This window comes from Candidatus Chlorobium masyuteum (genome assembly GCF_011601315.1).
GTDB lineage: Bacteria > Bacteroidota > Chlorobiia > Chlorobiales > Chlorobiaceae > Chlorobium > Chlorobium masyuteum.
The window spans coordinates 440,255-462,886 of record NZ_JAAORA010000002.1 but is presented as its reverse complement, the minus strand read 5'-3'; the positions used below and the strand labels follow the sequence as shown (position 1 = coordinate 462,886).

Annotated in this window: 20 protein-coding genes and 1 tRNA gene; 2 read left to right on the top strand and 19 right to left on the bottom strand. The window is 50.9% G+C overall.

The window, feature by feature from the left end:
- Positions 1-108: 108 nt before the first annotated feature.
- The gene (locus G9409_RS05730) at positions 109-990 is read right to left on the bottom strand and encodes a cell division protein FtsX (RefSeq protein ID WP_166807841.1); all 882 of its coding nucleotides are present in this window, start codon (positions 988-990) and stop codon (positions 109-111) included.
- 245 nt (positions 991-1,235) lie between these two features.
- Between G9409_RS05730 and G9409_RS05725 the strand changes: the two genes are divergently transcribed.
- Positions 1,236-1,308 (top strand) — tRNA-Ala (locus G9409_RS05725).
- A gap of 101 nt (positions 1,309-1,409) precedes the next feature.
- Here the strand turns inward: G9409_RS05725 and G9409_RS05720 are convergent.
- From G9409_RS05720 to G9409_RS05710, 3 genes are read right to left on the bottom strand one after another with little or no spacing between them, the layout of a single operon-like run.
- Positions 1,410-1,934, bottom strand: coding sequence for a hypothetical protein (locus G9409_RS05720; protein WP_166807840.1), 525 nt, complete (start codon positions 1,932-1,934; stop codon positions 1,410-1,412).
- A 52-nt stretch (positions 1,935-1,986) separates the two neighbouring features.
- Positions 1,987-4,614, bottom strand: a complete 2,628-nt coding sequence (locus tag G9409_RS05715) for a RyR domain-containing protein (protein ID WP_235923240.1) — start codon at positions 4,612-4,614, stop codon at positions 1,987-1,989.
- Between the two features lie 57 nt (positions 4,615-4,671).
- Positions 4,672-5,040, bottom strand: coding sequence for a hypothetical protein (locus G9409_RS05710; protein ID WP_166807838.1), 369 nt, complete (start codon positions 5,038-5,040; stop codon positions 4,672-4,674).
- Between the two features lie 47 nt (positions 5,041-5,087).
- Between G9409_RS05710 and purF the strand changes: the two genes are divergently transcribed.
- Entirely contained in the window at positions 5,088-6,581 is a 1,494-nt protein-coding gene (gene purF, locus G9409_RS05705; protein ID WP_166807837.1) for an amidophosphoribosyltransferase, read from the top strand.
- A 108-nt stretch (positions 6,582-6,689) separates the two neighbouring features.
- Here the strand turns inward: purF and G9409_RS05700 are convergent, their stop codons facing one another.
- From G9409_RS05700 to bchF, 15 genes are all read right to left on the bottom strand, one after another.
- On the bottom strand, positions 6,690-7,124 hold the full coding sequence (locus tag G9409_RS05700) for a TraR/DksA family transcriptional regulator (RefSeq protein ID WP_006365290.1): 435 nt from the start codon (positions 7,122-7,124) through the stop codon (positions 6,690-6,692).
- Between the two features lie 61 nt (positions 7,125-7,185).
- Positions 7,186-10,443: an isoleucine--tRNA ligase gene (gene ileS, locus G9409_RS05695; RefSeq protein ID WP_166807836.1), complete on the bottom strand. Its 3,258-nt coding sequence runs from the start codon at positions 10,441-10,443 to the stop codon at positions 7,186-7,188.
- A gap of 187 nt (positions 10,444-10,630) precedes the next feature.
- A complete protein-coding gene (locus G9409_RS05690) occupies positions 10,631-10,846 on the bottom strand; it encodes a hypothetical protein (RefSeq protein ID WP_006365292.1) in 216 nt (71 codons plus the stop codon).
- A gap of 114 nt (positions 10,847-10,960) precedes the next feature.
- Positions 10,961-12,376 (bottom strand): mannose-1-phosphate guanylyltransferase/mannose-6-phosphate isomerase, encoded by a 1,416-nt coding sequence (locus tag G9409_RS05685; protein WP_166807835.1) that lies wholly within the window; start codon positions 12,374-12,376, stop codon positions 10,961-10,963.
- A gap of 18 nt (positions 12,377-12,394) precedes the next feature.
- Complete coding sequence (gene galE, locus G9409_RS05680; protein WP_166807834.1) at positions 12,395-13,375, bottom strand: UDP-glucose 4-epimerase GalE; 981 nt, start codon at positions 13,373-13,375, stop codon at positions 12,395-12,397.
- 33 nt (positions 13,376-13,408) lie between these two features.
- The gene (gene rfbB / locus G9409_RS05675; protein ID WP_166807833.1) at positions 13,409-14,458 is read right to left on the bottom strand and encodes a dTDP-glucose 4,6-dehydratase; all 1,050 of its coding nucleotides are present in this window, start codon (positions 14,456-14,458) and stop codon (positions 13,409-13,411) included.
- Between the two features lie 26 nt (positions 14,459-14,484).
- The gene (gene rfbD / locus G9409_RS05670; protein WP_166807832.1) at positions 14,485-15,357 is read right to left on the bottom strand and encodes a dTDP-4-dehydrorhamnose reductase; all 873 of its coding nucleotides are present in this window, start codon (positions 15,355-15,357) and stop codon (positions 14,485-14,487) included.
- 49 nt (positions 15,358-15,406) lie between these two features.
- A complete protein-coding gene (locus tag G9409_RS05665; RefSeq protein ID WP_166807831.1) occupies positions 15,407-15,835 on the bottom strand; it encodes a HEPN domain-containing protein in 429 nt (142 codons plus the stop codon).
- Between the two features lie 64 nt (positions 15,836-15,899).
- The gene (locus G9409_RS05660; RefSeq protein ID WP_166807830.1) at positions 15,900-16,406 is read right to left on the bottom strand and encodes an LptE family protein; all 507 of its coding nucleotides are present in this window, start codon (positions 16,404-16,406) and stop codon (positions 15,900-15,902) included.
- Positions 16,407-16,419: 13 nt separating this feature from the next.
- Positions 16,420-17,244 carry an SDR family NAD(P)-dependent oxidoreductase gene (locus G9409_RS05655; RefSeq protein WP_166807829.1) on the bottom strand — a complete coding sequence of 275 codons (825 nt, stop codon included), beginning with the start codon at positions 17,242-17,244 and terminating at the stop codon, positions 16,420-16,422.
- A 23-nt stretch (positions 17,245-17,267) separates the two neighbouring features.
- Positions 17,268-18,569, bottom strand: coding sequence for a RuBisCO large subunit C-terminal-like domain-containing protein (locus G9409_RS05650; protein ID WP_166807828.1), 1,302 nt, complete (start codon positions 18,567-18,569; stop codon positions 17,268-17,270).
- Positions 18,570-18,700: 131 nt separating this feature from the next.
- Positions 18,701-19,582 carry a 3-hydroxy-5-phosphonooxypentane-2,4-dione thiolase gene (lsrF, locus tag G9409_RS05645; protein WP_006365302.1) on the bottom strand — a complete coding sequence of 294 codons (882 nt, stop codon included), beginning with the start codon at positions 19,580-19,582 and terminating at the stop codon, positions 18,701-18,703.
- 56 nt (positions 19,583-19,638) lie between these two features.
- Positions 19,639-21,756, bottom strand: a complete 2,118-nt coding sequence (locus G9409_RS05640; protein WP_166807827.1) for a bifunctional aldolase/short-chain dehydrogenase — start codon at positions 21,754-21,756, stop codon at positions 19,639-19,641.
- An 81-nt stretch (positions 21,757-21,837) separates the two neighbouring features.
- Entirely contained in the window at positions 21,838-22,056 is a 219-nt protein-coding gene (locus tag G9409_RS05635) for a hypothetical protein (protein ID WP_166807826.1), read from the bottom strand.
- A 41-nt stretch (positions 22,057-22,097) separates the two neighbouring features.
- On the bottom strand, positions 22,098-22,571 hold the full coding sequence (gene bchF / locus G9409_RS05630) for a 2-vinyl bacteriochlorophyllide hydratase (RefSeq protein ID WP_166807825.1): 474 nt from the start codon (positions 22,569-22,571) through the stop codon (positions 22,098-22,100).
- Positions 22,572-22,632 lie beyond the last annotated feature (61 nt).

Sequence of the window (22,632 nt, the reverse complement as noted above, 5' to 3'; positions counted from 1 at the left end):
GCCCCGGAGGGGCGAAATATCGGTAGCGCGGTCCCGATGCAATCGGTGCCGGGATGAGGATTTCGAGCACCACCCAACGACGCCATTGAGCCGCGCAACAGGTTAAAATCAGCGTTTGGAGACGATCCTCAGATATTTGCCTACCGACAGCGCACTGCCGAAAACCCCGAGCACCAGCCCGAGCAGGGCGGTCGACGGGTAGATCAGCAGTGCAGAGGGCTGCAGCACCTTGTAGATACCCGGTTCATAACTGAAAAGGAGTTGATCGAAGAGCAGATAGACCGCACCGGCAGCAAGTATGCCTGCTATCAGGCCCTGAAGTGCTCCTTCAATAATATAGGGGGCGCCGATGAACCACCCCGTAGCGCCAACCAGACGCATGGTACGGATCTTCTCCTGCCTTGAATACATGGCGAGCCGGATGGTGTAGCCGATCAGCACAACGGTTGCCACCGAAATGAGCACTCCGATTCCTCCGGTCAGCAGCGTAAACAAGCGGGCATTCTGCTCTATCTGGCCGATAAATGCCTGATTATAGCGGATATCGGCACCAGGAGCAACGTTCCTGATAGCAGGAACAAGCTGCTCAACGCTGTCAGGAGTTGCGTATTCGGGCTGAAATTTCACCCTTACCGATCTCGGAAGCGGATTGGAACCGAGAATTCTGACAATATCCTCTCCAAAGTCACGATTAAAGCTCTTCGCCGCTTCAGCTTTCGAAACATAACTGGCCTCCCGAACCCCTTTGAGCATCCTGATCTGTTCCGCACTCCTTGTTGCAAGAGAGTCACTCATCGACTCGCCAAGAAAAACCTCAAGTTCAACCCGGCTTCGCAGCTCCTGGATCACATCAAAAAAACTGAGGGAGACGGTACTGAAAAGACCGAGCAGCACAAGAGCAAAAAAACTGACCGTAACCGTAATGGCTGCGGGAAGCTTGGCCCTGCCGATACTTGAAAAACCCTCTTTGACGACGAATAACAATGACATAACAGCTTGTTTTGCATTAAATAACACCTGTAACTCAAAGAATCAACAAAACAAGTTGCAAAAACAAGTTTTTTTTCTTTTTATTACAGGGCATTTCTATTTATTGTTTGTTCAAGCCCCAGGGGGGCGAAATATTGGTAGCCCAGTACCGACGGAGTTGGGGCTGAGAGATGATTTCGAGCACCACCCAACGCAGTAATCGGGTTTCAGAACAAATAAATAGCGGTGCCCTTAAGCTACAAATCGGGGCTATAGCTCAGTTGGTAGAGCATTTGCATGGCATGCAAAGGGTCAGGAGTTCGAGTCTCCTTAGCTCCACAAAAAAAATAAAAAAGCGCAGTCAAAAAGCTGCGCTTTTTTATTTCCACCCTCCCGAAAAGGACCAACCTTTGGCATCGCAATAAGGGCACCTCTATTCATTACTTTCCTTTCCTCACCGCTTGCGCGATCAAAAAAACCACTCCCACAAAAAGTGATGCGCAAAGACCTGCTGCAATATTGTAACAGGCTGCAAGAAGAACAACGGAAAGAGTAAAGTCCGCATCAAAACCAACCCGACTTGAACTTACTACAAGTGTCAGGGCTGTCAGGCCGGTAAAAAAGAAGCTGGTAGCTATACTTCCGGCAAAAGAGATGAAAACCTTCTCCCCCTTCCCTTCCGCAATGGCCACTTTCCTTGCCACCTGTTTGCTGGCACCCGGATCAAGCAGTTGGCGCACCATCATGGCCACCAGGGCAAAGAGAACAAGTACACCGGCGTGAATACCGTAAACCGTCAAGAGATCGCTCTGCAGTGCGTTGAAAAATCCCTGGCCCAGCTTTGCCGAGGCAAGACGGAGCATGAAGATCGATGTCCAGTAAAACAGGGAACCCCAGAGCAGCGTTACCAAAACCCAGGTTGCCACACCGGGAGGAGCAGGAGTTTTTTTTATCGGTGATGCCATGAGAAAAAAGTGTGATTAATAAAAAAACAATATAACAGCTTTTGCGCCCTCTTTATTGGGCAAGTTTTACAATAGTATAGCCTGCCTCCTTGAGCAAAAGGGGAATATTTTCTGAAACCAGAGCCCGATCCTTATCCTTTACCTCTTTTGAGAGTTGCTCCCAGTCGACAAGCAGTGCATGGAGCTTTTTCTCTTTATTGGTTTCAGGGGCATATTTCCACCCGTCGGCAAGTTTGGATTCCATCCACCGCTCGTGCTCAAGTTTGGCCATCTCTTTCAATTCGGGTATCGGAATTTCAACGGCCTGTTCGTTGTTGCGCATGGGAACAATGGCGTAGCCAAAAGCAGCGAGTTTGTTGGGAATATCCCGGACTGCTGCACGATTCTTCTCCTGATTATGCGCAGATAAAGCAGCAAAGCTGACAAGCAGGCTGTGCGTTTTCGGGTTTGATTTTTCATTGTTCACCTTTCCCCAAACGTATCCCTGGCTTTTCAGGTTGTCATACAACAATTTATGGTTAAGACGCGCCAATTTTTCGAGCAGCTCTTCGCGGAGTTCCAGATGATGCACCAACGCGGTAAATGAGAGCGGATCCACATGCAAACCCAACTGTTCTTCTGGCGGCAGATAGGAACGGTTGAAATGGGTTGCGGTGCCAAGCCTGCTCATGGCGACAATCGCCTCCATCGAGCGCGATCCATGTCGATAGGAGTCGACCCGGAGAAATGCCCGCATGATGCCGATATCAATACGAAGAAAGTGATTTCTGTCGAACAGCTGAGGGGTCAGTCGCTCGAAGAGTGAGCGAAGGAGAATCGCCCGGCGCACAATGAAATAGGGGTCATCGCGTCCCTCGGAGAGTTGCGGATTCGGACCGAGCACATTGAGAAACCCTTTAAGCCGGCTCAGGAAGTCCGGTGTTTTGGCTTCAACAAGCTCTTTCTGTTTTCTGGATTTTGTAAACTCGTTCAGACTCGAAGATGTACCGCCCGCAAAGACAAAAATAGCTTTTCCAATCGGGTGGGTTAACTGTCCCTGCTGAAATTCACCATCCTGCATCGGCGCCAGAAAAAACCGCAGCCAGCCGAGTTTTTTACCATCAAGCGAGGTGTCAAATTCATCCCAGAATGCGAGTGGTATTTTACCGGATAACGCGACATCACGAATCTGATGAAAGGCATCAATCAGATCTGCCGGACTTTTAAACTGGGAGAGATTGAAGGTGAGGGTTTTCTCCGCGATTTTTTTCCCCGGACTGGCCGCCCTGGCGATCTGCTTGACGGCAAACGATTTTCCTGAACCGGGAGGGCCGAAAACAGCTATCGAAACCGGACGCTCTTCCTGCTGACTGCAATACTCTGAAATAAGACTGTGAATGCTCCGGAGCGATTCAATCTCCTGACGGTCCACCGTGACCAGCTCTCCGAATACCCCGATCGGAATATTTTTCAGGGCCGCTGTTGCGCCCTCAAGAACGATCCGCTGACTTAACTCTTCAAGATCATCATAATAACGATCCCTGAGAATTGTCCAGGATAATGGCTGTGCATGCTGTTCATCATCAATAATCGGGCAATCGGCCATGGCCAGCGGCGGCTCATCACTCTTCAGATGTTTAATAACACCATCAATCGGAAAACGCAGGCGGGGTGAAGAGTCAGTCCCTCCATCGTAGCCGGCTTTGTGAAGGTAACGCATCGCGGCGATACCGGACTGGATCCCTTTGGTCAGGTCCGGATTCTCTTTGGCCATCATAATTTCACGAACAATACCGGCGACCAAAACCGATGTTTTGCCGATAATCGTCCCTTTCCCTGCCGGCCATTCGCGCTCCATGTAGAGGGGGTCAAAGAGCAGCTTGGGCGATTCATGTTTTGAAATCCCCGGCAGAAGCAACGCACCGGTCGGGCCGAATGAAACAACCGTATAGGCAGAATGGGTCAGCCTGTTGATCATGGGATTATGGGTGAGTTCCCAGACCAGTTCCAGAGCTGTTTTTTCCCAGGATATCTGGGCGCTGACCTGAATGGCCGACTGGCGCAGATCGTTAATGCTCAGCACAACAATAAGACGATCTGAAAAATGTGCCAGCAAATGCTCCCATAAGGCCCCCTCGGCCATCGGTTGGGACATTTTCACAATAATCCAGGGCATATGTTTACCACTCCCCGGCTCTTTTATGGCAACAGGCCAGTGATCCGGCTGATCTCTGAATCCGAGGTTGCTGTCATCGATGACGATAATGTCGGCATGTTCCGGGCCGGCGGTAACGCCATTGGATTTATGTTGTTCCGGTTCAATTTTTGAGGAGCGGTCAAGACCGAGGAAGCGCTCAACCCGCCACACAATGGTGTCGGGTGCTCCCTTGTCGCGATATGGCGCCCATACCGAATAACAGTGGTAGTAGCAGGTGTCGTAGGGATCGATGGTCGATGCCGGTGTAGTATGAGTACTCGTAACGTCAACGGTATAAGGCAGATACACCTTCAGTTGATTCGTCATCGAAGTAATGAGGTCGGAAAGAAGAACAGCACTGCCGAACTGCCAGCTCATTCTGCAACTCTCGGCACCGGTCCAGGCGGAGGGATCATGTGATTCACGGGAGATATGAGCAATATTCCAGTCAATGGTAACATCACCGGTAACAAAGAGAGAAAGCTTATCTTTTTTTTTCCGCATCAGCAGTGATCTTGGGATTTGATTAACCGGAGTGATTTCCTGCATGTATCCGGGAACCTAAAATGCAGAGAGAAGAGTCCGGATCAGCAGTGAATATGCCGGGGCGAACATCGAGTTAATCCAGCCCGGATAGGCAGCCTTGATATAAAAAGAAGAATGAATCGGCCCTATAAGTTCCCCCGGCTGCCGTGCAGGCAGATCCATTCGATCTGATTTTCGGAGGTAACCGGTAGATGACCAAAACAAATGCAACCCGGTATCAGCCACAGGATCAGACACCAGCCGAAGCCGACGCATCGAAAAATCCGTCAGCATATTCGCATAACACTTCGAACAGAAAGAGAATCGGAACGAGAATACATCAACAGGAACTGATGCAACGATTATTTTCAGTTTTCCGTTTGAATATTGATCTTCATTTGCCATTATTAGGACTCTGAGGTGCTTATCCTAACTTTAACATACTTTTGCTTATGTGTGGAGTTTTCGGCGTTTTTAATTCAAAAACTCCCGCGGAAGACACTTTCTATGGACTGTACTCACTTCAGCACAGAGGACAGGAAGCCGCAGGTATCGTGGTTGCAGACTACAACAAGATCAAAAAGAAAACCCTCTTCAAGCAGCACAAGGGCATGGGTCTTGTTTCCGAAGTTTTCAGGGATGAAACCATCTTCGACAAACTGGGCGGCTATGCCGCTATCGGCCACAACCGATACTCAACCACCGGTTCATCAGCTTCAATCAACAATATTCAGCCGTTTTCACTGACCTACCGCTCGGGAAGCCTTGCTGTAGCTCATAACGGTAATCTGACAAACGCCCGAACCCTTCGGCGTCAACTGACTGAGGACGGCGTGATTTTCCAGGCATCCTCTGATACCGAAATCATTCCCCACCTTGCTGCACGCAGCCGGGAAAAAGAGCCCATACAGCAAATCTATAATGCCTTAAGCCAGGTTGAGGGTGCCTATTCAATGGTCATTCTGGCCAATAACCAGATGATTGCAGCAAGAGATCCCTACGGATTCCGACCCCTTGCTCTCGGCAAAAAGGTGGATCCTCTGACCGGAGAGCTTGCTTATATCGTTGCCAGCGAAACCTGCGCATTCGATATCATCCAGGCCGAGTACATCCGCGATATTGAACCGGGAGAGATACTGCTGATCGACCACCTTGCGGTAACAAACGAGAAGCCTACCTCACTCTTTCTTCCCTCCTCTGATCGTAAAGCGCGCTGCATATTCGAATATGTCTATTTTGCCCGCCCTGACAGCTTTATTTTCAAGCACTCCGTTGACAAGGTCCGCAGGAACCTCGGTAAAAATCTCGCACGGGAGTCGGAAATCGAGCAGCAGCCGGGAGAGAAGGAGCTGACCGTCGTAAGCGTCCCCGACTCATCCAATACCGCAGCACTCGGCTTTGTAAGGGAGAGCAATAAAATGGAAAAGGCTGCACGCTTTGAGCACGGCCTTATCCGTAATCACTATGTAGGAAGAACCTTTATCCAGCCGGGAATTCACAGCCGCGACATCAAGGTCCGTTCCAAATACAACATTGTGCGCGGTGTACTCATGGAGAGACCGATCATCCTCATTGACGACTCGATTGTCCGTGGCACTACCGCCAAAATGCTGATCAAGTTGATCCGTGAAGCCGATCCCAAGGCCATCCATCTCCACATCAGCTCTCCGCCTATAACCAACCCCTGCTTTTACGGGATGGATTTCCCGACCAAACGCCAGCTGTTGACCCATATGTTCGACACGCTGGAGAATGAGGAGGAGGAGATCGAAAAGATCAGGGAGTATATCGGTGTTGATTCATTGAAATACCTCTCCATGCAGGGACTCATGAACAGCGTCCCCTCATTTGAAAATGAAACATGCAGCTACTGCACGGCCTGTTTCAGCGGAGATTATCCCATCGAGGTCAACGAGGCCACCACCGACAAAGAGGAGAACGACTGAAGAGATTCTGAATTCAGAATTTGGGATTAAAAACATAAAAGGGAAAGGGCGCACAAACTGTACGCCCTTTCCCTTTTGTACGTCGATGAAATGAAAACCTGCTGCGGCCTACTTTTTTCCCTGCTTGAACTCGATTCTCACCGAGGTGTGCGGCACAGCCTCAAGCCTTTTTTTCGGGATGGGTTTGCCGGACTTGATACAGATTCCGTAGGTTTTGTTTCTAATGCGGTCAAGAGCCTGATCAATGTAACCGATATATTTCTCGTCACGGGCAATAAACATGAAGCGCTGCTCACGATCCATGGTCTCGGTGCCGTGATCAGCCATATGCATGGAGTAGTTCGAATTTATTGAATCTTCCACGTTTTCATCGGAAAGTGATGAGCGCAGAATATCCAGATCACGAAGCACCTCTTCGCGCCGCTTGAGCAAAAGCTGACGGAAATGCTCCAGCTCTTCATCGGTCAGGTAGGTTTTAGTAAGAACCGGTTCCTCGATAACCTCATTTTCCTTTTTGGAAGCACTGCTGCTTTTTTTCGCCATAATACATCGTATTTGCTGATTCTAACCAAAAGCTGTAAAAACAGAGAGTGAAATAATACGATTAACTAACATATTTTTCAAGTGATAACCGGCAGAATTCACCGTTTACCGGGTCATTCTTCCCTATTGCGGCAGACAACGGATCACCGAGAGTAGCCACAAGAACTGTGGCGAGCGTTTCAGCTTTAATATACGCATCATTTCTCTGCACCGCATCCAGAAGTTTTTCCGACCCTTCGATAGCAAGCGAAATCCTGTCGGTAATATCAAGGCCGCTCTCCTTGCGGAGCGACTGGATTCGGCTGACCAGTTCACGCGAAAGCCCCAGCATTTCAAGCTCCTCGGTCATCTCGGTATCAAGGGCAACCATAATGCCGTGAGCTTCATCGGATGCCACCAGCCACCCTTCGATATCCTCATGCATGATCTCAACATCCTCACGCAAGAGTTCAAAGAGCTTGCCGTCAAGCTCAAAGGAGAGCCGTCCCTCTTTTTCAAGCAGGGCAATCTGCTTGTGGCTCATGATCCTTATCGACTCGGCAAGCGACTTCATCTCCTTGCCGTATCGCGGGCCGAGGGTTTTGAAATTCGGTTTCACCTTCTTGCTGATGACCGAGCCGTCCTCTTCGATATACTCAATCTTCTGAACGTTGACCTCTTCAAGAATGATATCTGCCACAAGGGAGTACTCCTCCCGGTCAGCACCATTGTCAACGGCGAGGAGAATACGTTTCAGCGGCTGGCGAACCTTGAGCGAAGCCTTCTCGCGCATGGTACGCACCAGGGATGTAATAATCTGGGCCTTTTTCATGCGCTGTTCCAGCGGCCGGTCAATAGCCGAAGAGTCGAGCAGGGGGAACGCTGCCAGGTGAACGGATTCAAAGGGTTCAAGCCCGCTGATGGCGTTCAGATTCAGGTAAATCCGGTCGGCAATAAAGGGGGTAAACGGCGCAAGCAGTTTGGCCAGCGTCATAAGTGCCGTATAGAGTGACTGATAGGCAGCAATCTTGTCGGGCCCCATGTCACTTTTCCAGAACCGTTTGCGGGAACGGCGGATATACCAGTTGGAGAGATCATCAACAATAAAATCATTGATAAGGCGGACTGCACCGGTCAGATCATACTGCTCCATACGCATATGGACACCGTCAACCAGGGTGTTCAGTGAGGAGAGCACCCAGCGGTCAAGCTCGGAACGCTCCTGGAGGGGAATGGAAGGTTCCAAGAAGCGGAATCCGTCAACATTGGCGTAGAGCACAAAGAAATTATAGCTGTTGATGAACGCCCTGAAAAACTTGCGCTGCTCCTCTTCAATCTCCTCCGCATTGAACGACTTCGGCCTCCAGGGGGGGCTGGTTACCATCAGGTACCAGCGGAGCGCATCGGCTCCGTAACGGCCCATGGTTTCAAAGGGATCCACCACGTTGCCTTTTGATTTCGACATCTTCTGACCGTTTTTGTCGAGAATATGACCGTTTACAATCAGATTTCTGTACGCAGGCTTGTCGAAAATGAGGGTAGCAATGGCATGAAGGGTGTAGAACCATCCTCTGGTCTGGTCAACCCCCTCGGCAATAAAATCTGCCGGAAAGGTGCGATCAAACTGTTCACGGTTCTCGAACGGGTAGTGGAGCTGGGCGAAGGGCATGGAGCCGCTGTCAAACCAGACGTCAACCAGTTCGGGTGTGCGGTTGAAGCGCTTGCCGTCCCTGATAAAATAGATCCTGTCAACAAAGGGCTTGTGCAGATCGAGCTCAACGAGACCCCTGTCGAGAGCATCCCCGAGGAGATAGCGTTCGGTATCTATATCGATGAAGCCTTCCCGCAGCTCAGCAATGGATCCGACGGCAAAAAGTCTGCCCGAATCGGCACCATCCCCGATAGCGAAATCCTCCGCAACCCAGAGAGGCAGGGGTGAACCCCAGAAGCGTTCGCGTGACAGCGCCCAGTCCTTGTTCTCCTCAAGCCAGTTTCCGAAACGTCCGGCTCCGATCTCGGGAGGGCACCAGTTGATGGTTTTGTTCAGCTCCACCATCCGCTCGGCAATAGCTGTAGTCCGGATATACCAGGACTCCCTTGCATAGTAGATCACCGGCACATCGTAACGCCAGGAGTAGGGGTAGGTGTGGGTGATGGTCTCCTTGCGGTAGAGTTTTCCTTCTTCCTTGAGCTGACGGATAATGAGCGGATCGGTATCCTTGAAAAACATACCGTCATAGTCGCTGACTTCGGCCGTGAAACAGCCGTTACGGGCCACCGGCTGGAGCATCGGGAGATCATATTTTTTGGCAATCTCATAGTCATCGGCACCGAAAGCCGGAGCGATGTGAACAATTCCGGTACCGTCCCCGGTGGAGACAAATGATCCGGCGGTGACATACCAGCACTTTTTCTCGGGCTGGATATAGCTGAAAAGCGGCTCATAATCAAGCCCTTCAAGATCGCGTCCTTTCAGTTCAGCAATAACCTGCCAGAGTGACTCCCCCTCTTCGTTTTTCTCAAGAAGCACCTGAAGACAGGAGTGGGCAAGAATCAATACCTCACCGCTCTCTCTGTTCCGAACTTTCACATAATCAATATCGCTGCCTACACAGAGCGCCACATTTGAAATCAATGTCCAGGGTGTCGTTGTCCAGACCAGAAAAGACTCTTCCGAACCCTTCAGACGAAATCGTACATAGACACTCGGGTCTTTCACCTCCCGGTAACCGAGGGCAAGCTCGTGAGAGCTGAGCACCGTCTCGGATTTCGGGTCCTGCGGGACAATTTTGTAATCCTTGTAGATAAGCCCCTTGTCGAAAATGGTCTTCAAAGCCCACCAGACCGACTCGATATAGTTATTGGTACAGGTAATATAGGGGTGGTCCATATCGACCCAGTAGCCCATCTGCTCGGTCAGCTTTCCCCATCCCTCGCGATTATCGTCGATGTGATGGTAGACAAGCGCCCTTGCTTCAGCATTGAAATCCCCTTCACCATACTCCACAACCTGGGACTTGTTCTTCAGACCCAGCTTTTTCTCTACTGAAATCTCCACCGGCAATCCATGAGTATCCCATCCTGCCATTCTCGGCACCCGGTAACCCTGCATGGTCTTGTACCGGCACACCACATCCTTGATGGTTCGGCTGAACACATGATGTACACCCGGCTTGCCATTGACCGTCGGTGGTCCTTCGTAAAACGAGTAGACCCTCTCCGCCGGTCTCTCCTCAAGACTCTTCTGAAAAATTCCCTTTTCATTCCAGTATGCAAGAACTTCCGCCTCTACTGTACTATAGGGCACATTTGAGGGATACTCCCTGAATTTATCGTCCATAATGCTTATAGGTCATTCAATCAACAGCAGGCAACCGGCCTGCAATTATAAAAAAAGTCAATATACAAGAATCCGGTATGAAACAGCACAGGCAAGCCTTTCATACACAGAAAAGCTTGCCTGAAACCTTGTATGGGCACTGTTTTGTATCTGAAGCGGCAACAGATAACCGGAAAAATTCCGATTCTTACTTTTTACCGCCGAGAGTCGAATTTACGCCGTCAAGAATCTGTTTTGCTACCACCGTCAGGGAATCAAGCGTCTGGGCAACGATCTTGCTCAGGGGGGTCAGCGTACTGTCAAGTAAAGTGCCAACACCGACCAGAATTGTCGAAAAATCACCTTTGACAACATCACCCTGGCGCTGCTGAGCCTGTCCGGAAGATTTGATTTCTTCAGCCATATTAAAGGGATATTTAGATTTAACAGGTTTAACGCCAACTAAACAATAACCTTAAAATGTACTATTTTTAATCATCCCGTCAAAGAAATTCAAAACAAAGGAGCCTGCCCTGTTTTACCGCCGACCGTAACGATCCTCCACACGAACAATATCGTCCTCTCCAAGGTACCCGCCAGTCTGTACCTCAATCAGCTCAAGAGGCACCTGAGCAGGATTCTCAAGACGATGGAAGGAGCCTACAGGAATATAGGTGGACTGATCCTCATGGAGCTCGATTGTTCGATCCTCTACAGTCACCAGAGCTCTTCCTTTGACGACAATCCAGTGTTCGGCACGAAGCTGATGCTTTTGAAGCGAAAGCGCCGCACCGGGGTTCACCGTAATGCGTTTGACCTTGAAGCGGCCCGATACATCGACCGTTTCATAGGAACCCCATGGACGGTAGACCCTGCGGTGCATAACCGCTTCATCACGCTCTTTGCGGTTAAGCTGTTCAACCAGCAACTGAACATCCTGAACCCGATCCTTCGCCGCTACAAGCACCGCATCAGCGGTCTCTATAATTATGTGGTCCTCAAGACCAACTGCGGCAACAAGACGGCTGGTTGCATGAATATAGCTGTTGCGGACATCATGCAGCAGCACATCGCCCTTCTTCACATTGCCCGCTTCGTCCCGCTCATGCACATCCCAGAGCGCTGACCATGCACCGATATCACTCCATCCTGCATCAAGGGGAACGAGTAGTGCCCGTCCGGTTTTTTCCATCACGGCATAGTCAATGGAATCAGAGGGGGAGGATTGAAATGCTTCCGCATCCAGCCTCAAAAAATCGAGATCTTCAACAGCTTGCTCTATAGCCTTGCTGCATGCACCGAGTATCGAAGGGGCATACGCTTCGAGCTCCTGCAGATAGCTTTCGGCCCTGAAGAGAAAAATGCCGCTGTTCCAGAAGTAGTCGCCCGAAGCAAAAAAGCGTTCTGCGGTTTCCTGGCAGGGTTTCTCGACAAATTCAAGAACAGGATAAGCCCCGTTATACGCTTCACCCTTAAGCGATGCACGGATATAGCCGTAACCGGTTTCCGCAGAGAGCGGAACAACACCGAAAGTGACCAGCGCACCCTCCCGGGCGGCAGCACTTCCGGAAAAGATCGCCTCACTGAATGCCTGCGGATCCAGAATGACGTGATCAGCAGGCAAAACAAGCATCAGGGCACCGGGATGCTTCCTTGCAATAAGAAGAGCCGCTGCCGCAGATGCCGGAGCCGTATTGCGCCCCGTCTGTTCAAGAATGATTTCGCCGATTTCAGCCTCTATCTCCCGGAGCTGCTCGGCGACAAGAAATCGATGGCTTTCATTACAGACAGTATAAACAGGTCCCAGGTCATCAAGCAGGGAAAGGCGTAACACGGTATCCTGCAGCATGGTCTTTTCTCCGATGATCGAGAGAAACTGCTTGGGATACAACGCCCTGGAAAGTGGCCAGAGTCTTGTGCCGGAACCGCCGCTGAGAATCACAGGAATAATCATGGATAGAGCGCGAATAGCTTAATGGCGGGCAAATTTCTCATACATTCTCCAGGTCGAGGAGACAAGGGTATCAACATCACTGTACTTCGGCACCCACCCGAGCAGCTCCCCGGCCTTTGCTGCGGATGCCACCAGTTCTGCCGGATCGCCGGCTCTCCTGCCGGCAATCTCTGAAGGAACAGCCTTTCCGGTAATTGCGCGAACCCGCTCCAGCATTTCAAGGACACTGACACCCTTCTGGCTTCCGAGATTGACTGTAATGCTCCGGTCATGCTTCCGGATATATTCAAAAGCCGTGACATGCGCTTCCGCCAGATCACTGACATGAACATAATCCCGTATGCAGCTTCCGTCCCTGGTCGGATAATCGTCACCGTAAACGGAGAGTTTGGGACGGATGCCTGCCGCGGTTTCCATCACGATCGGCAGCAGATTTTCAGGATTCAGCTCAAGCCCCCTGACCCGTCCCTGAACATCATAACCTGCCGCATTGAAATAGCGGATCGCCGCATAGCGCAGACCTTTCAGCCGGTCATACCAGCCAAGCATCCGCTCGATTTCGAGCTTGGTATAGCCGTAAAAATTTTCCGGCTCCTTCGGGTGCTCTTCATCCATAGGCAGATATTGAGGCACGCCATAGACCGCTGCCGAAGAGGAGAAGATAATCGGAGAGAGGGATGCGGCAGTCGCCTCATTAAGGATGTTGATCGTACCGGCAATATTTGCCTCGGCATAGCGTTCCGGATGGAGCATAGACTGACCGGCAGCTTTCAGGGCCGCGAGGTGTATACAGCCGTCAAATCCTCCTCCAGTCATAACCGCGCGCAGCTGCGCGGGATGCATGATGTCTCCATGCACAAACTGAGCCTCTTCAAAGAGATTCTCCCTCAAACCGGTCTGAAGATTATCAAAAACCGTAACACGGTATCCACGATCAAGAAAAGCTCTTGTAACATGACTGCCGATATAACCTGCACCGCCGATAACCAGAATTCGCATAGGAAAAGCTGTTCACTGTTTGTTTTAATTCTGTCACTTTACGCCATACATCTTCTCGTAATAGTGCTGATAACTGCCGGAGGTCACATTGTCAAGCCACTCCTGATTTGCAAGATACCACTCTACGGTCAGCTCAAGCCCTTTTTCAAAGGAGATCGAAGGAATCCAGCCGAGTTCCCGCTGCAGCTTCGACGAGTCAATAGCATAACGAAGGTCATGCCCTGCCCGGTCGGTAACGTAGGTAATGAGTTTTTCTGACTCCCCCGCCCCGCGGCCAAGCTTCCGGTCCATAATCCGGCAGAGCTGCCTGATCAGGTCAATGTTTGTCCACTCATTATGACCGCCGATATTATAGGTCTCGCCGCTCCTTCCCCGATGATAAATAACATCGATTGCCGCGGCATGGTCAACCACCCAGAGCCAGTCCCGCACGTTCTCCCCCTTTCCATAGACCGGAAGCGGCTTGTTGTTGCGAATATTGTTGATAAACAGCGGAATGAGTTTTTCGGGGAACTGGAAGGATCCGTAGTTGTTTGAACAGTTGCTGATCACTACCGGAAGGCCGTAGGTATCATGATAGGCCCTGACAAAGTGATCCGAAGCGGCTTTGGATGCCGAGTAGGGACTGTGGGGGTCGTAAGCGGTTTCTTCCGTAAAGAGTCCCTCAGCTCCAAGGGAGCCGTATACCTCATCGGTTGAAATATGGTAGAATCGTTTTCCCTCCATCTCACTCTGCCACGAGGCCTTTGCGGCATTGAGCAGATTGACCGTGCCAAGAACATTGGTCACCACAAACTCCGTCGGATTGGCAATCGAACGATCAACATGCGACTCGGCCGCCAGATGAATCACTCCGTCAAACCGCTGCTCCTCAAAGAGTTTCAACAGGAAGGCGCCGTCGGTTATATCCCCTTTTATAAAACGGTAGTTCGGCAGAGCATCCACATCCGAAAGGTTGGCAAGATTTCCGGCATAGGTAAGGCTGTCAAGGTTGGTGACCGTGTATGAGGGGTAGCACTTCAGAAAGTGCCTGACGACATGTGAACCTATGAATCCGGCTCCTCCGGTGATCAGTATATGCATTGTTTCCTGGTATAAAGATTACTCGTTCATGTTGCTTCCCGCTGCATCTCCCTGAGCATGGTTGCCAGTGAGCTGCGCCAGTGAGGAATTTCCACTCCCCATGATTTTTTTATAGCCGACTTGTTCAGTACGCTGTAGCCCGGCCTCCTTGCAAGAGTCGGGTACTCGCTGCTCTCTACCGGCAAAACGCGGCAGGAGAGTCCAGCAAGCTCCATAATGGCTTCAGCAAAATCATACCACGAGCATACCCCTTCGTTGGAGTAATGATAGGTCTCGCCGTAGCAATGCGAAAGGTCACAGCGATCCAGAATCGAGGCAATTGCCGAGGCGAGATCAGCTGCACAGGTCGGCGTGCCGATCTGGTCAAACACCACAGTAAGCGAGGACTTTTCTGCACCGAGCCGAAGCATGGTTTTGACAAAGTTACTGCCGTAAGGGGAGTAGAGCCAGGATGTTCTGATAATCAGGTGTGATGAGCCGATCCTGCGAACAGCCTCCTCCCCTTCCCATTTGGAAAGGCCGTAAACACTTGCCGGCGAAACCCGATCACTTTCCCGGTAGGGCGAGTTTGACTCACCGTTAAAGACATAGTCGGTCGAAATATGTACTAACAGGGCATTTCGATCTTTGGCACACCGGGCAAGGACGGCGGGACCATCCCTGTTCACCAGAAAAGCCGATGCGGAATCCGACTCAGCCTTGTCTACGGCCGTATAGGCCGCACAATTGACAATCGCCTGAATCGAGTGAAGCCGGCAGATCTCTTCCACCTGAGCGGCATTCGTAATATCGAGATCGGGAAGATCATAAAAAAAAGAGTGATGGCTGCCGGTCAGCCCCGAAACCCTTTCCAGTTCTGAACCAAGCTGACCTCTGCTGCCGGTAACAAGAATATTCATGCACAAATACAATCAAAAATTACAATCGGACGCAACGGCCCTGAAAAAGTTATTCAGCCAGTTCAGCAATCTCGGTACTCACTCGCATGCATTTGCGGGCAGCTTCGATTGCCGCCACACCTTTCTCTGCATCAAAGATCTTCCAGGGAAGCCGGAACTCCGCCTCATCACCATATTTCGCCAGCATTTTCAGATGTGAATCATATTTCTGCAAATCCGGAAGTATCTCTTCAATCAGTGCTGCTATCTCTTCCGAAACCGTTCCTTCGGAAATAAGCCGGGAGAGATGCAGCCCCGGTTTATGCGTAAGGGCGGAGACACCAAAGAGCATCAGAACGGCAAGCCCGGTATTTTCAATGACCAGTATGGAGTGCGAAACACAGGTACGCCAGCGTTTGAGGGAATAATCCAGTTCAGCCTCTTCAAGAAAACCGCGGGCGAGTTCGAAACGGTATCCTACTTCCTTTCCTGATTCCATGATAACTCCTCCGTTAACTATACCAGCATATTGATAAAAAAAGCCATAAAAATCTCCGGAACACCTACCAACCAGAAACAACCCGATCGAAAATCCCGTCAACAATCTGACCGAGGCAGAAACGGATGGCCTCCTCTCTTGCAACGTAATTACCAACCGGATAATCTGCAAATCCTGTAAAGGATTGATTAAAAAGTGTTTTTTTGTCGATTCGATTGCTCATGCTTACCTGCACGGTTAGCACAAGACGGTTCGTTATCGCCCGCTCCGTCCGGCTGGAGAGCTGACCGGGATAATCGGAAAAAGAGGTAATAACCCCATCAAGCAGAGCATCTGCCCCGGCAATGGATGGAATGACCTGAAAGCTGCTCTGAGCTTCCAGCCTGTCAGCAAGAGCTCTTGAGAGTTCTCCCCTGAACTGCGCAATACCGGCCCCGGACCGATCATCAAACACCGGAACGGCTATGGTTTTCATGTTCGGAGCAAGTGATCCGCCGGTAAAGCTGTAGCAACCCTGCAGGGTAACCATAACAAGAAAGAGCACGATTACCGGGGTACCTCTTTTCAGCATGACAATCCTCTGTTTACCAGGTTCGACAATCTATTCTGTGCAGTATTTTACGGAAGGGATAGGTCAGGAGCAACCATTTTTTTCTGCGCCCGTCAAGAGCCGAGAGATAGATCCCTGTTTTTGAGTCGCTCCACGCTGAAGCAAGCTTCACGGCAAGCTTTGCGGCAACCGACGGCGGCTGGGCAAAAATATCAAGAATGGTTTTGAAGGTCGCAAGCTGCCGCAGAAGTTCAGGCGTAGGATTTTCTGCACTGACCATTCCGGTACGAACCAGGCCCGGATGGAGCAGCATCACCGCAATGCCGGTATGCCGGTACTCTTCTGCCGCGGCATAGGTAAATCGGGCGATGGCAGCTTTTGTTGAGCCGTAGGCACTGATCCAGGGCGTATTGGAGCTCCGGTCGGTACCGGAACCGGCCATATTGATAACCTTTCCTTTCCGGTTCTCCCTGAGAAAATATCCGATTGCCGCACGGGTTCCGTTATAGGTCCCTTTAAGGTTGGTATCAACAACCCTGCCCCACACTTCAGGGTCACTGTCAGTGATACTTCCGAATGGGTCCGAGATGCCTGCATTGTTGATAAAACAGTCTACTCTTCCGAAGCGCTCAACCGCCGCGTTGAGCAGATGCTCCATATCGGAGAGGGAAACAACATTGCAGACACAGCCATAGGCACTATCTTTCGGAAATTCGGCAACAGCAGCATCAATATTGGCTTTTGATGCAGAGGTTATAACCACCTTTGCCCCCTCGCGTACAAACTCATGGGCGATAGCTTTACCGATCCCTCTGGTAGAACCGGTAATAACGGCAACCCTCTCGTCGAGCAGACCCATAAGCAGACCTCCGCCTTTGCTCCTTATTTTTTCCCCTGCGCCCCGTCGATCATGGCCTGAAGCTCAGGATGACCGGCAGCATAACGCTCAAGCGAAATACCCTCCTTTATGGCGCTCCATGCCTGTCGGATACTTGCTGCTCCCGCCTTTGGTCCCATGGGATGGCCGAAAACGCCCCGGCCGGGCACAAAGCCGAAATCAACACTGCCAACCTTGCGGTAAACCGTTTCAAGCGTCAGCGCAGAATCGCTGCCGCCGGGAACAGGAAGGGAACGACGGATATGACCGAAATCCTGAAGACACTCGGCAATATTCTCCTGCACCTCCTCTTCGGGGGTCATCATCCTGCTGCCGAATCCGGGCATAATAATCGAGTCAAGACCGGCAAGACGCTGCAGTTTGGTCATCACCTTTGAGTGAATGCCATATTTTTCCATCCGGCTGAATGCGGCAATAAACGGGAAGTGACCGATAAGAGGGACTTTAGTATGGCGGGCAAGCATTCTGACAGCGCTGAGCCCGACAGGGAGCGCATTGATAAGAAGGGCATTGGCGCCGTTACTGACCGCTATATCATGCTGCTCAATCAGACGGTCAACCTCATCGGTAATATTGGCAAGATATATTTTCGGCTCTCCGGTCTGCTTTTCTGCCCTGCGCCTGGCATCACCAAGCACTCGGGAACGCTCCATGAGTGTTGACCAGTCAACATCAGCAAGCATCTCGTCATCCTTTGCTATATCAAGACCGCCAAGCCAGCTCTGGAAGGCTATTTCAGCAAAATCATCAGGACTGAGACCGATGTTCGGCTTCACCACACCGAAAAAAATCGGACGGTCATAGGCCTGCAGAAGATCACGGATACCCTCGACACCGAATTTCGGCCCGTCAAACGCCTGAAGATAGGAGTCAGGAAAACCGATATCAAGCAGTTTGACGACAGGCACTCCCGGAGTAAAAAAGACCCCTTCGCCACACACTGCGGAGAGCAGGTTTGGCAGTTTCGGGCCGAAATTGCGGTGTGGATGAGCAATGGTGACACGACAGGCATGTATTGGACCGGTCTCGGAGTGCTTGACCGGATAGCTCAGCTCCTGTAGTTCGCCCTCCACCGTCAGGTTGATGACTTTGGCCGCATACCTCGGGCGGAAATCCTCATCATAATCAACACGCTTCCACTGTGCAGTCGATTGCTCACTGCAAAAATGCGCAAGCGCTGTCTCGATATCACCCACGCACTCAAGATAGTAATCGAGCGTCAGATAGTCAGCCATGTCAAGCTGCTCTCTGGAGGTAAAAAATCCCTTGATATCATCAATATTCATAAAAATACGTCATACGCCCCGACTACACGCTGCACACAATTGATACGGGGGTTCCATTAAAAAAATAAAACGGTGAAAAAATGCCGCGACAGAGCACTCCACTCTGCCGCAGCACCGGAGCACTCTTTAGGTTATCCTTCCGACTTGATGTCATTGAAATAGGCAAACGCATCTTCAGGCGCCAGTTGCTCATGAACAACCTTGTTTACGGCTTTCATCATGGCCAGTGGAGCGTCACTCTGGAAAATATTGCGGCCCATATCGACACCGGCAGCACCCTCCTGGATGGCATGTGAACACATGGTAAGCGCTTCGAGTTCGGAAATTTTCTTGCCTCCGGCCATGACAATCGGAACCGGACATGAAGCCACCACGGTTTCAAACTCTTCGGGCACATAGTAGGTCTTGACAATCTGCGCACCGAGCTCTGCCGAAATCCTGCAGGCAAGCCTGAAATATTTGGCATCACGAACCATATCCTTGCCGACAGCCGTCACGGCCATGGTGGGAATCCCGTAACGCAGGCCCATATCAACAAGTCTGGTCATGTTGCGCACTGACCGGGTTTCGAACTCACCGCCAATAAAAACCTGGAGCGTTATGGCGGCAACATTCATGCGAATGGCATCTTCAATATCAACGGCAAGCTCTTCGTCCGAGAGCTCCTTGAGAATGCTCGGCCCGCCGCTGCAGCGCATCACGATAGCCTTGTTCAGTGTCGGAGGGACAGTCGTGCGAAGAATGCCTCTTGTCAGCATGATGGCATCAGCATGCGGCATGAGCGGCACAATATTGACGTCCGGCCGTTCAAGACCGGTGGTCGGGCCCTGAAAGTAACCATGATCAATAGCAAACATGACTGTTTTGCCGGTATCGGGCCGGAAAATCCTCGAAAGCCGGTTTTTCATCCCCCAGTCAACCGAGTGGGCACCTTTGAGGAAAAAGCCGTAGTTGTTAACCGGGATATCGGTATAGTACTCTTTTGCCTGTTTGTCCTTGTCGTATTCCGCCATGATGAAGGGTCTCCTCTGTTCAGTTGTAGTTGTTGATAGTGAACCTGTTCTCTCTTTCAGCGAAGGGCCGCTGCAATATTGCCGCCATCGACTGTTGTGATTGAGCCTGTTGTTCTGGTTTCCAGAGCCAGATGCACAAATGCCTCTGCAACATCCTCAGCGGTAACCTCAAGCTGCAGGAGGTTTCCTGCCATATACTCCTTCTCACTCAGACCGCGGGCAGTTGAGCGGGCCTTGATCATCTCTTCGGTAAGCAGACCGCTGCGAATTCTGTCGGCATTGATGCCGTTTGAACGGATACCGTCACGACCGTGATCCAGGGCATATTGACGGACGAGAAACATCGTTGCCGCCTTCGGCAGTCCGTAAGGGCCGAAATCGGGGCCGGGATTGACCGCCTGTTTTGATACGTTGAAAAGCAGAACACCGCCGGTACCCTGAAGTTTCATCACCCGTACGGCCTCCTGGGCAATGGACTGGTGGGAAAAAAAGTTGAGTTCAAAACTTTTGCGAAGTACCTCATCAGCCACTTCACCGATGCGCCCCTGAAGCGCAGCCCCGACGTTGGAAACTATAATATCAATCCCGCCAAACCGGCGGCACGCTTCATCGAAAGCCGATCGGATCTCTTTGCGTGAGGTGACATCACAGGTCTTCAGAAGCACATTGCCGCCGATAGACTCAGCAGCCCGTTCAAGCGCTTCAAGAGTAAGATCAAGCAGCACCAGTTCGGCGCCTCGCTGACGGAAGGCTTTGGCCGTTGCAAGGCCGATACCGCTGGCGGCACCGGTTACCATCACGACTTTTCCCGCAAAAACATCATGATGAACCTTGTTCACCTTCTCCTGCTCCATATCCCAGTACTCAATCTCGAACGCCTCCCGGTCACTGATGGATTCAAACGTCCCGATTGATTCCGCGTCAAGTATGGCTGCGGCGGTACTTGTTGCTATATCGGCGTTGACTGCTGCAGAGCGGGCGGTTTTACCAAGACCGAAAAGTCCGAGGCCGGGCACAAGCACCACTCCCGGAAGCGGGTCAAGCATGCTGACCTTCATGCCTGAAGCACGTTTCTCTGCTTCAAAGTATGCGGTATATGCTTCACGATAGTGCTGCACAGCATCCACTACGGCCGCCTTGAACCCCGCAAGGTCGGCAGCATCAGGTGCCGGAACCACAAGCGGCTTGTTTTTGGTGCGGACAATAAAGTCAGGGGTCATTGCCCCCTTCTGACTCATCCCGATAAGATCCCGGGTGTTGACATAGTCAAGAATTTCCGGCGAGGTGCGGAAATCAAGAATAAACTGATGGAACTCCCTGGTTCCCGGTGACTTCTCCTCAACGCAGGCGCCCCTGATGATCGGCGCGGCCTCTTCTACAGATGCAACAGCTGACGGAAGGGTTACCTTCGGGAAGGCTTTTCTGCCTGTTGCTGCAATCCGTTTTTCAAGCCTGCTGACGGCATCAATCATGCGGGTGTAAGCCTCTTTGGCGGTAGTGCCAAAGGTAACCAGACCATGTTTCTGCAGAACCAGCCCCTCGATCTCCGGATTTGCCTCATAAACAACTGCCGCAGCACGGGCAAGTCCCATTCCCGGCTTGATATAGTCAACCGAACCGAAACTCTCACCAAGCACTTCACTGCAGAGCGCTTCACCATTCGGCTGATTGCTGAGCGTAAGCAGGGCAAAGGAGTGCGTGTGTAAAATGTATCGGTGCGGAAGAAATGCATGCAGCAGCGTCTCTATGGAAGGAGTCAGCCGATGCTGTGCCATATGGTCGGTAAGGCTGAAAAGGTTCAGAAGCAGAAGGTGCTTGAACTCCTTGGTTGAAAAACGCTGCAGCTCCTCCTCGCTTATGCGGTCATTTTGGTTAAAAAGCTGACCGAGTTTACGGAGGGGACGCAGTTTGACCGGAGTATAATCATGGGGGGTAACCTGGCTGAGATCAACTCCGCTGGCTTTTATCAGGAGCACTTCCGCCCTGTTGCCGACCATATCAACCAGTTCACATTTGACAGAGGTGTTCCCTCCGCCATGAATCACCAGCGAACTTTCACTGCCAAGGAGGCGGGATGCATAGACCAGCCCGGCCAGTTCATTGGGCATCTCGGAAATTCCTTCATGCTCTCTGAGAGAGCGTTGAAGATCAGCATCATTCCAGAGGTTCTGCATAGGATATTCATACTTCTCACACCGTCAGGCGCCGATGTGTATTGTTGAAAAATTACGACAGGCGGGAACGGGACTCCCTCTTCAGGAGCGCTTTGCCTGTTTCTTGTTATGCCACTCTTCAATAAAAAAACCGGCTCCGTAAATGAGCAGAAAACCAGGAATCACCACACTGAGAAAGGTGATTTTGTCTCCGATGGTCTGCAGCTGACCCGATGACCAGATCATCCAGACAAGCACATACCATGCAGGTCCGACAAAGAGAAAGGTTGTATTCCAGAGTCTTTTAAAACTGTATTTCATAACATATCGGGCATCGTGGAACAAAGAAAGTGCACAAAGAGTCAGATCCGGCCATCAATCCGGAGTTTGCGCTCATTGAGTTTTTCAAGAATAATCCTGACAAGGTACTGCAATGCATTGAGTACATAGGTGAAATAGGCCAGAAAAGCGTCCCAGATAAGGACTTCCTGGGAATAACCAAGCCAGGCCAGAAAAAAGTAAAGGAGATGAAAAAAAGCAGCAACGGTACTGCCGATATCTTCCCAGAGAAACTCCTTGGAGTAGACCCATTGATCGAAAATCTCTTTTTCAAAAAACATCCCGGTAATGAACAGGAGCGCAAAAAAGAGTGTCTTGAAAAGAATGGCTATGCTGACCCAGTAAAAACCGGTAACAAACAGACCGTTGGCATAGAGTGCTGTTGTAGCAAGACCCGCAATAAAAAAGAGAAACTGTATCGGTGCAAGGATGATCTGTATATCGGTCCAGATTGAAGCGTTTCGTTTGGCAAGCTGTTCAGGGGTATAGCGAGGCATCTCTCTTTTACACTTGACGATAGTTGAAGAGCGATCGCACAGGTAACGATCTGTATGAAAC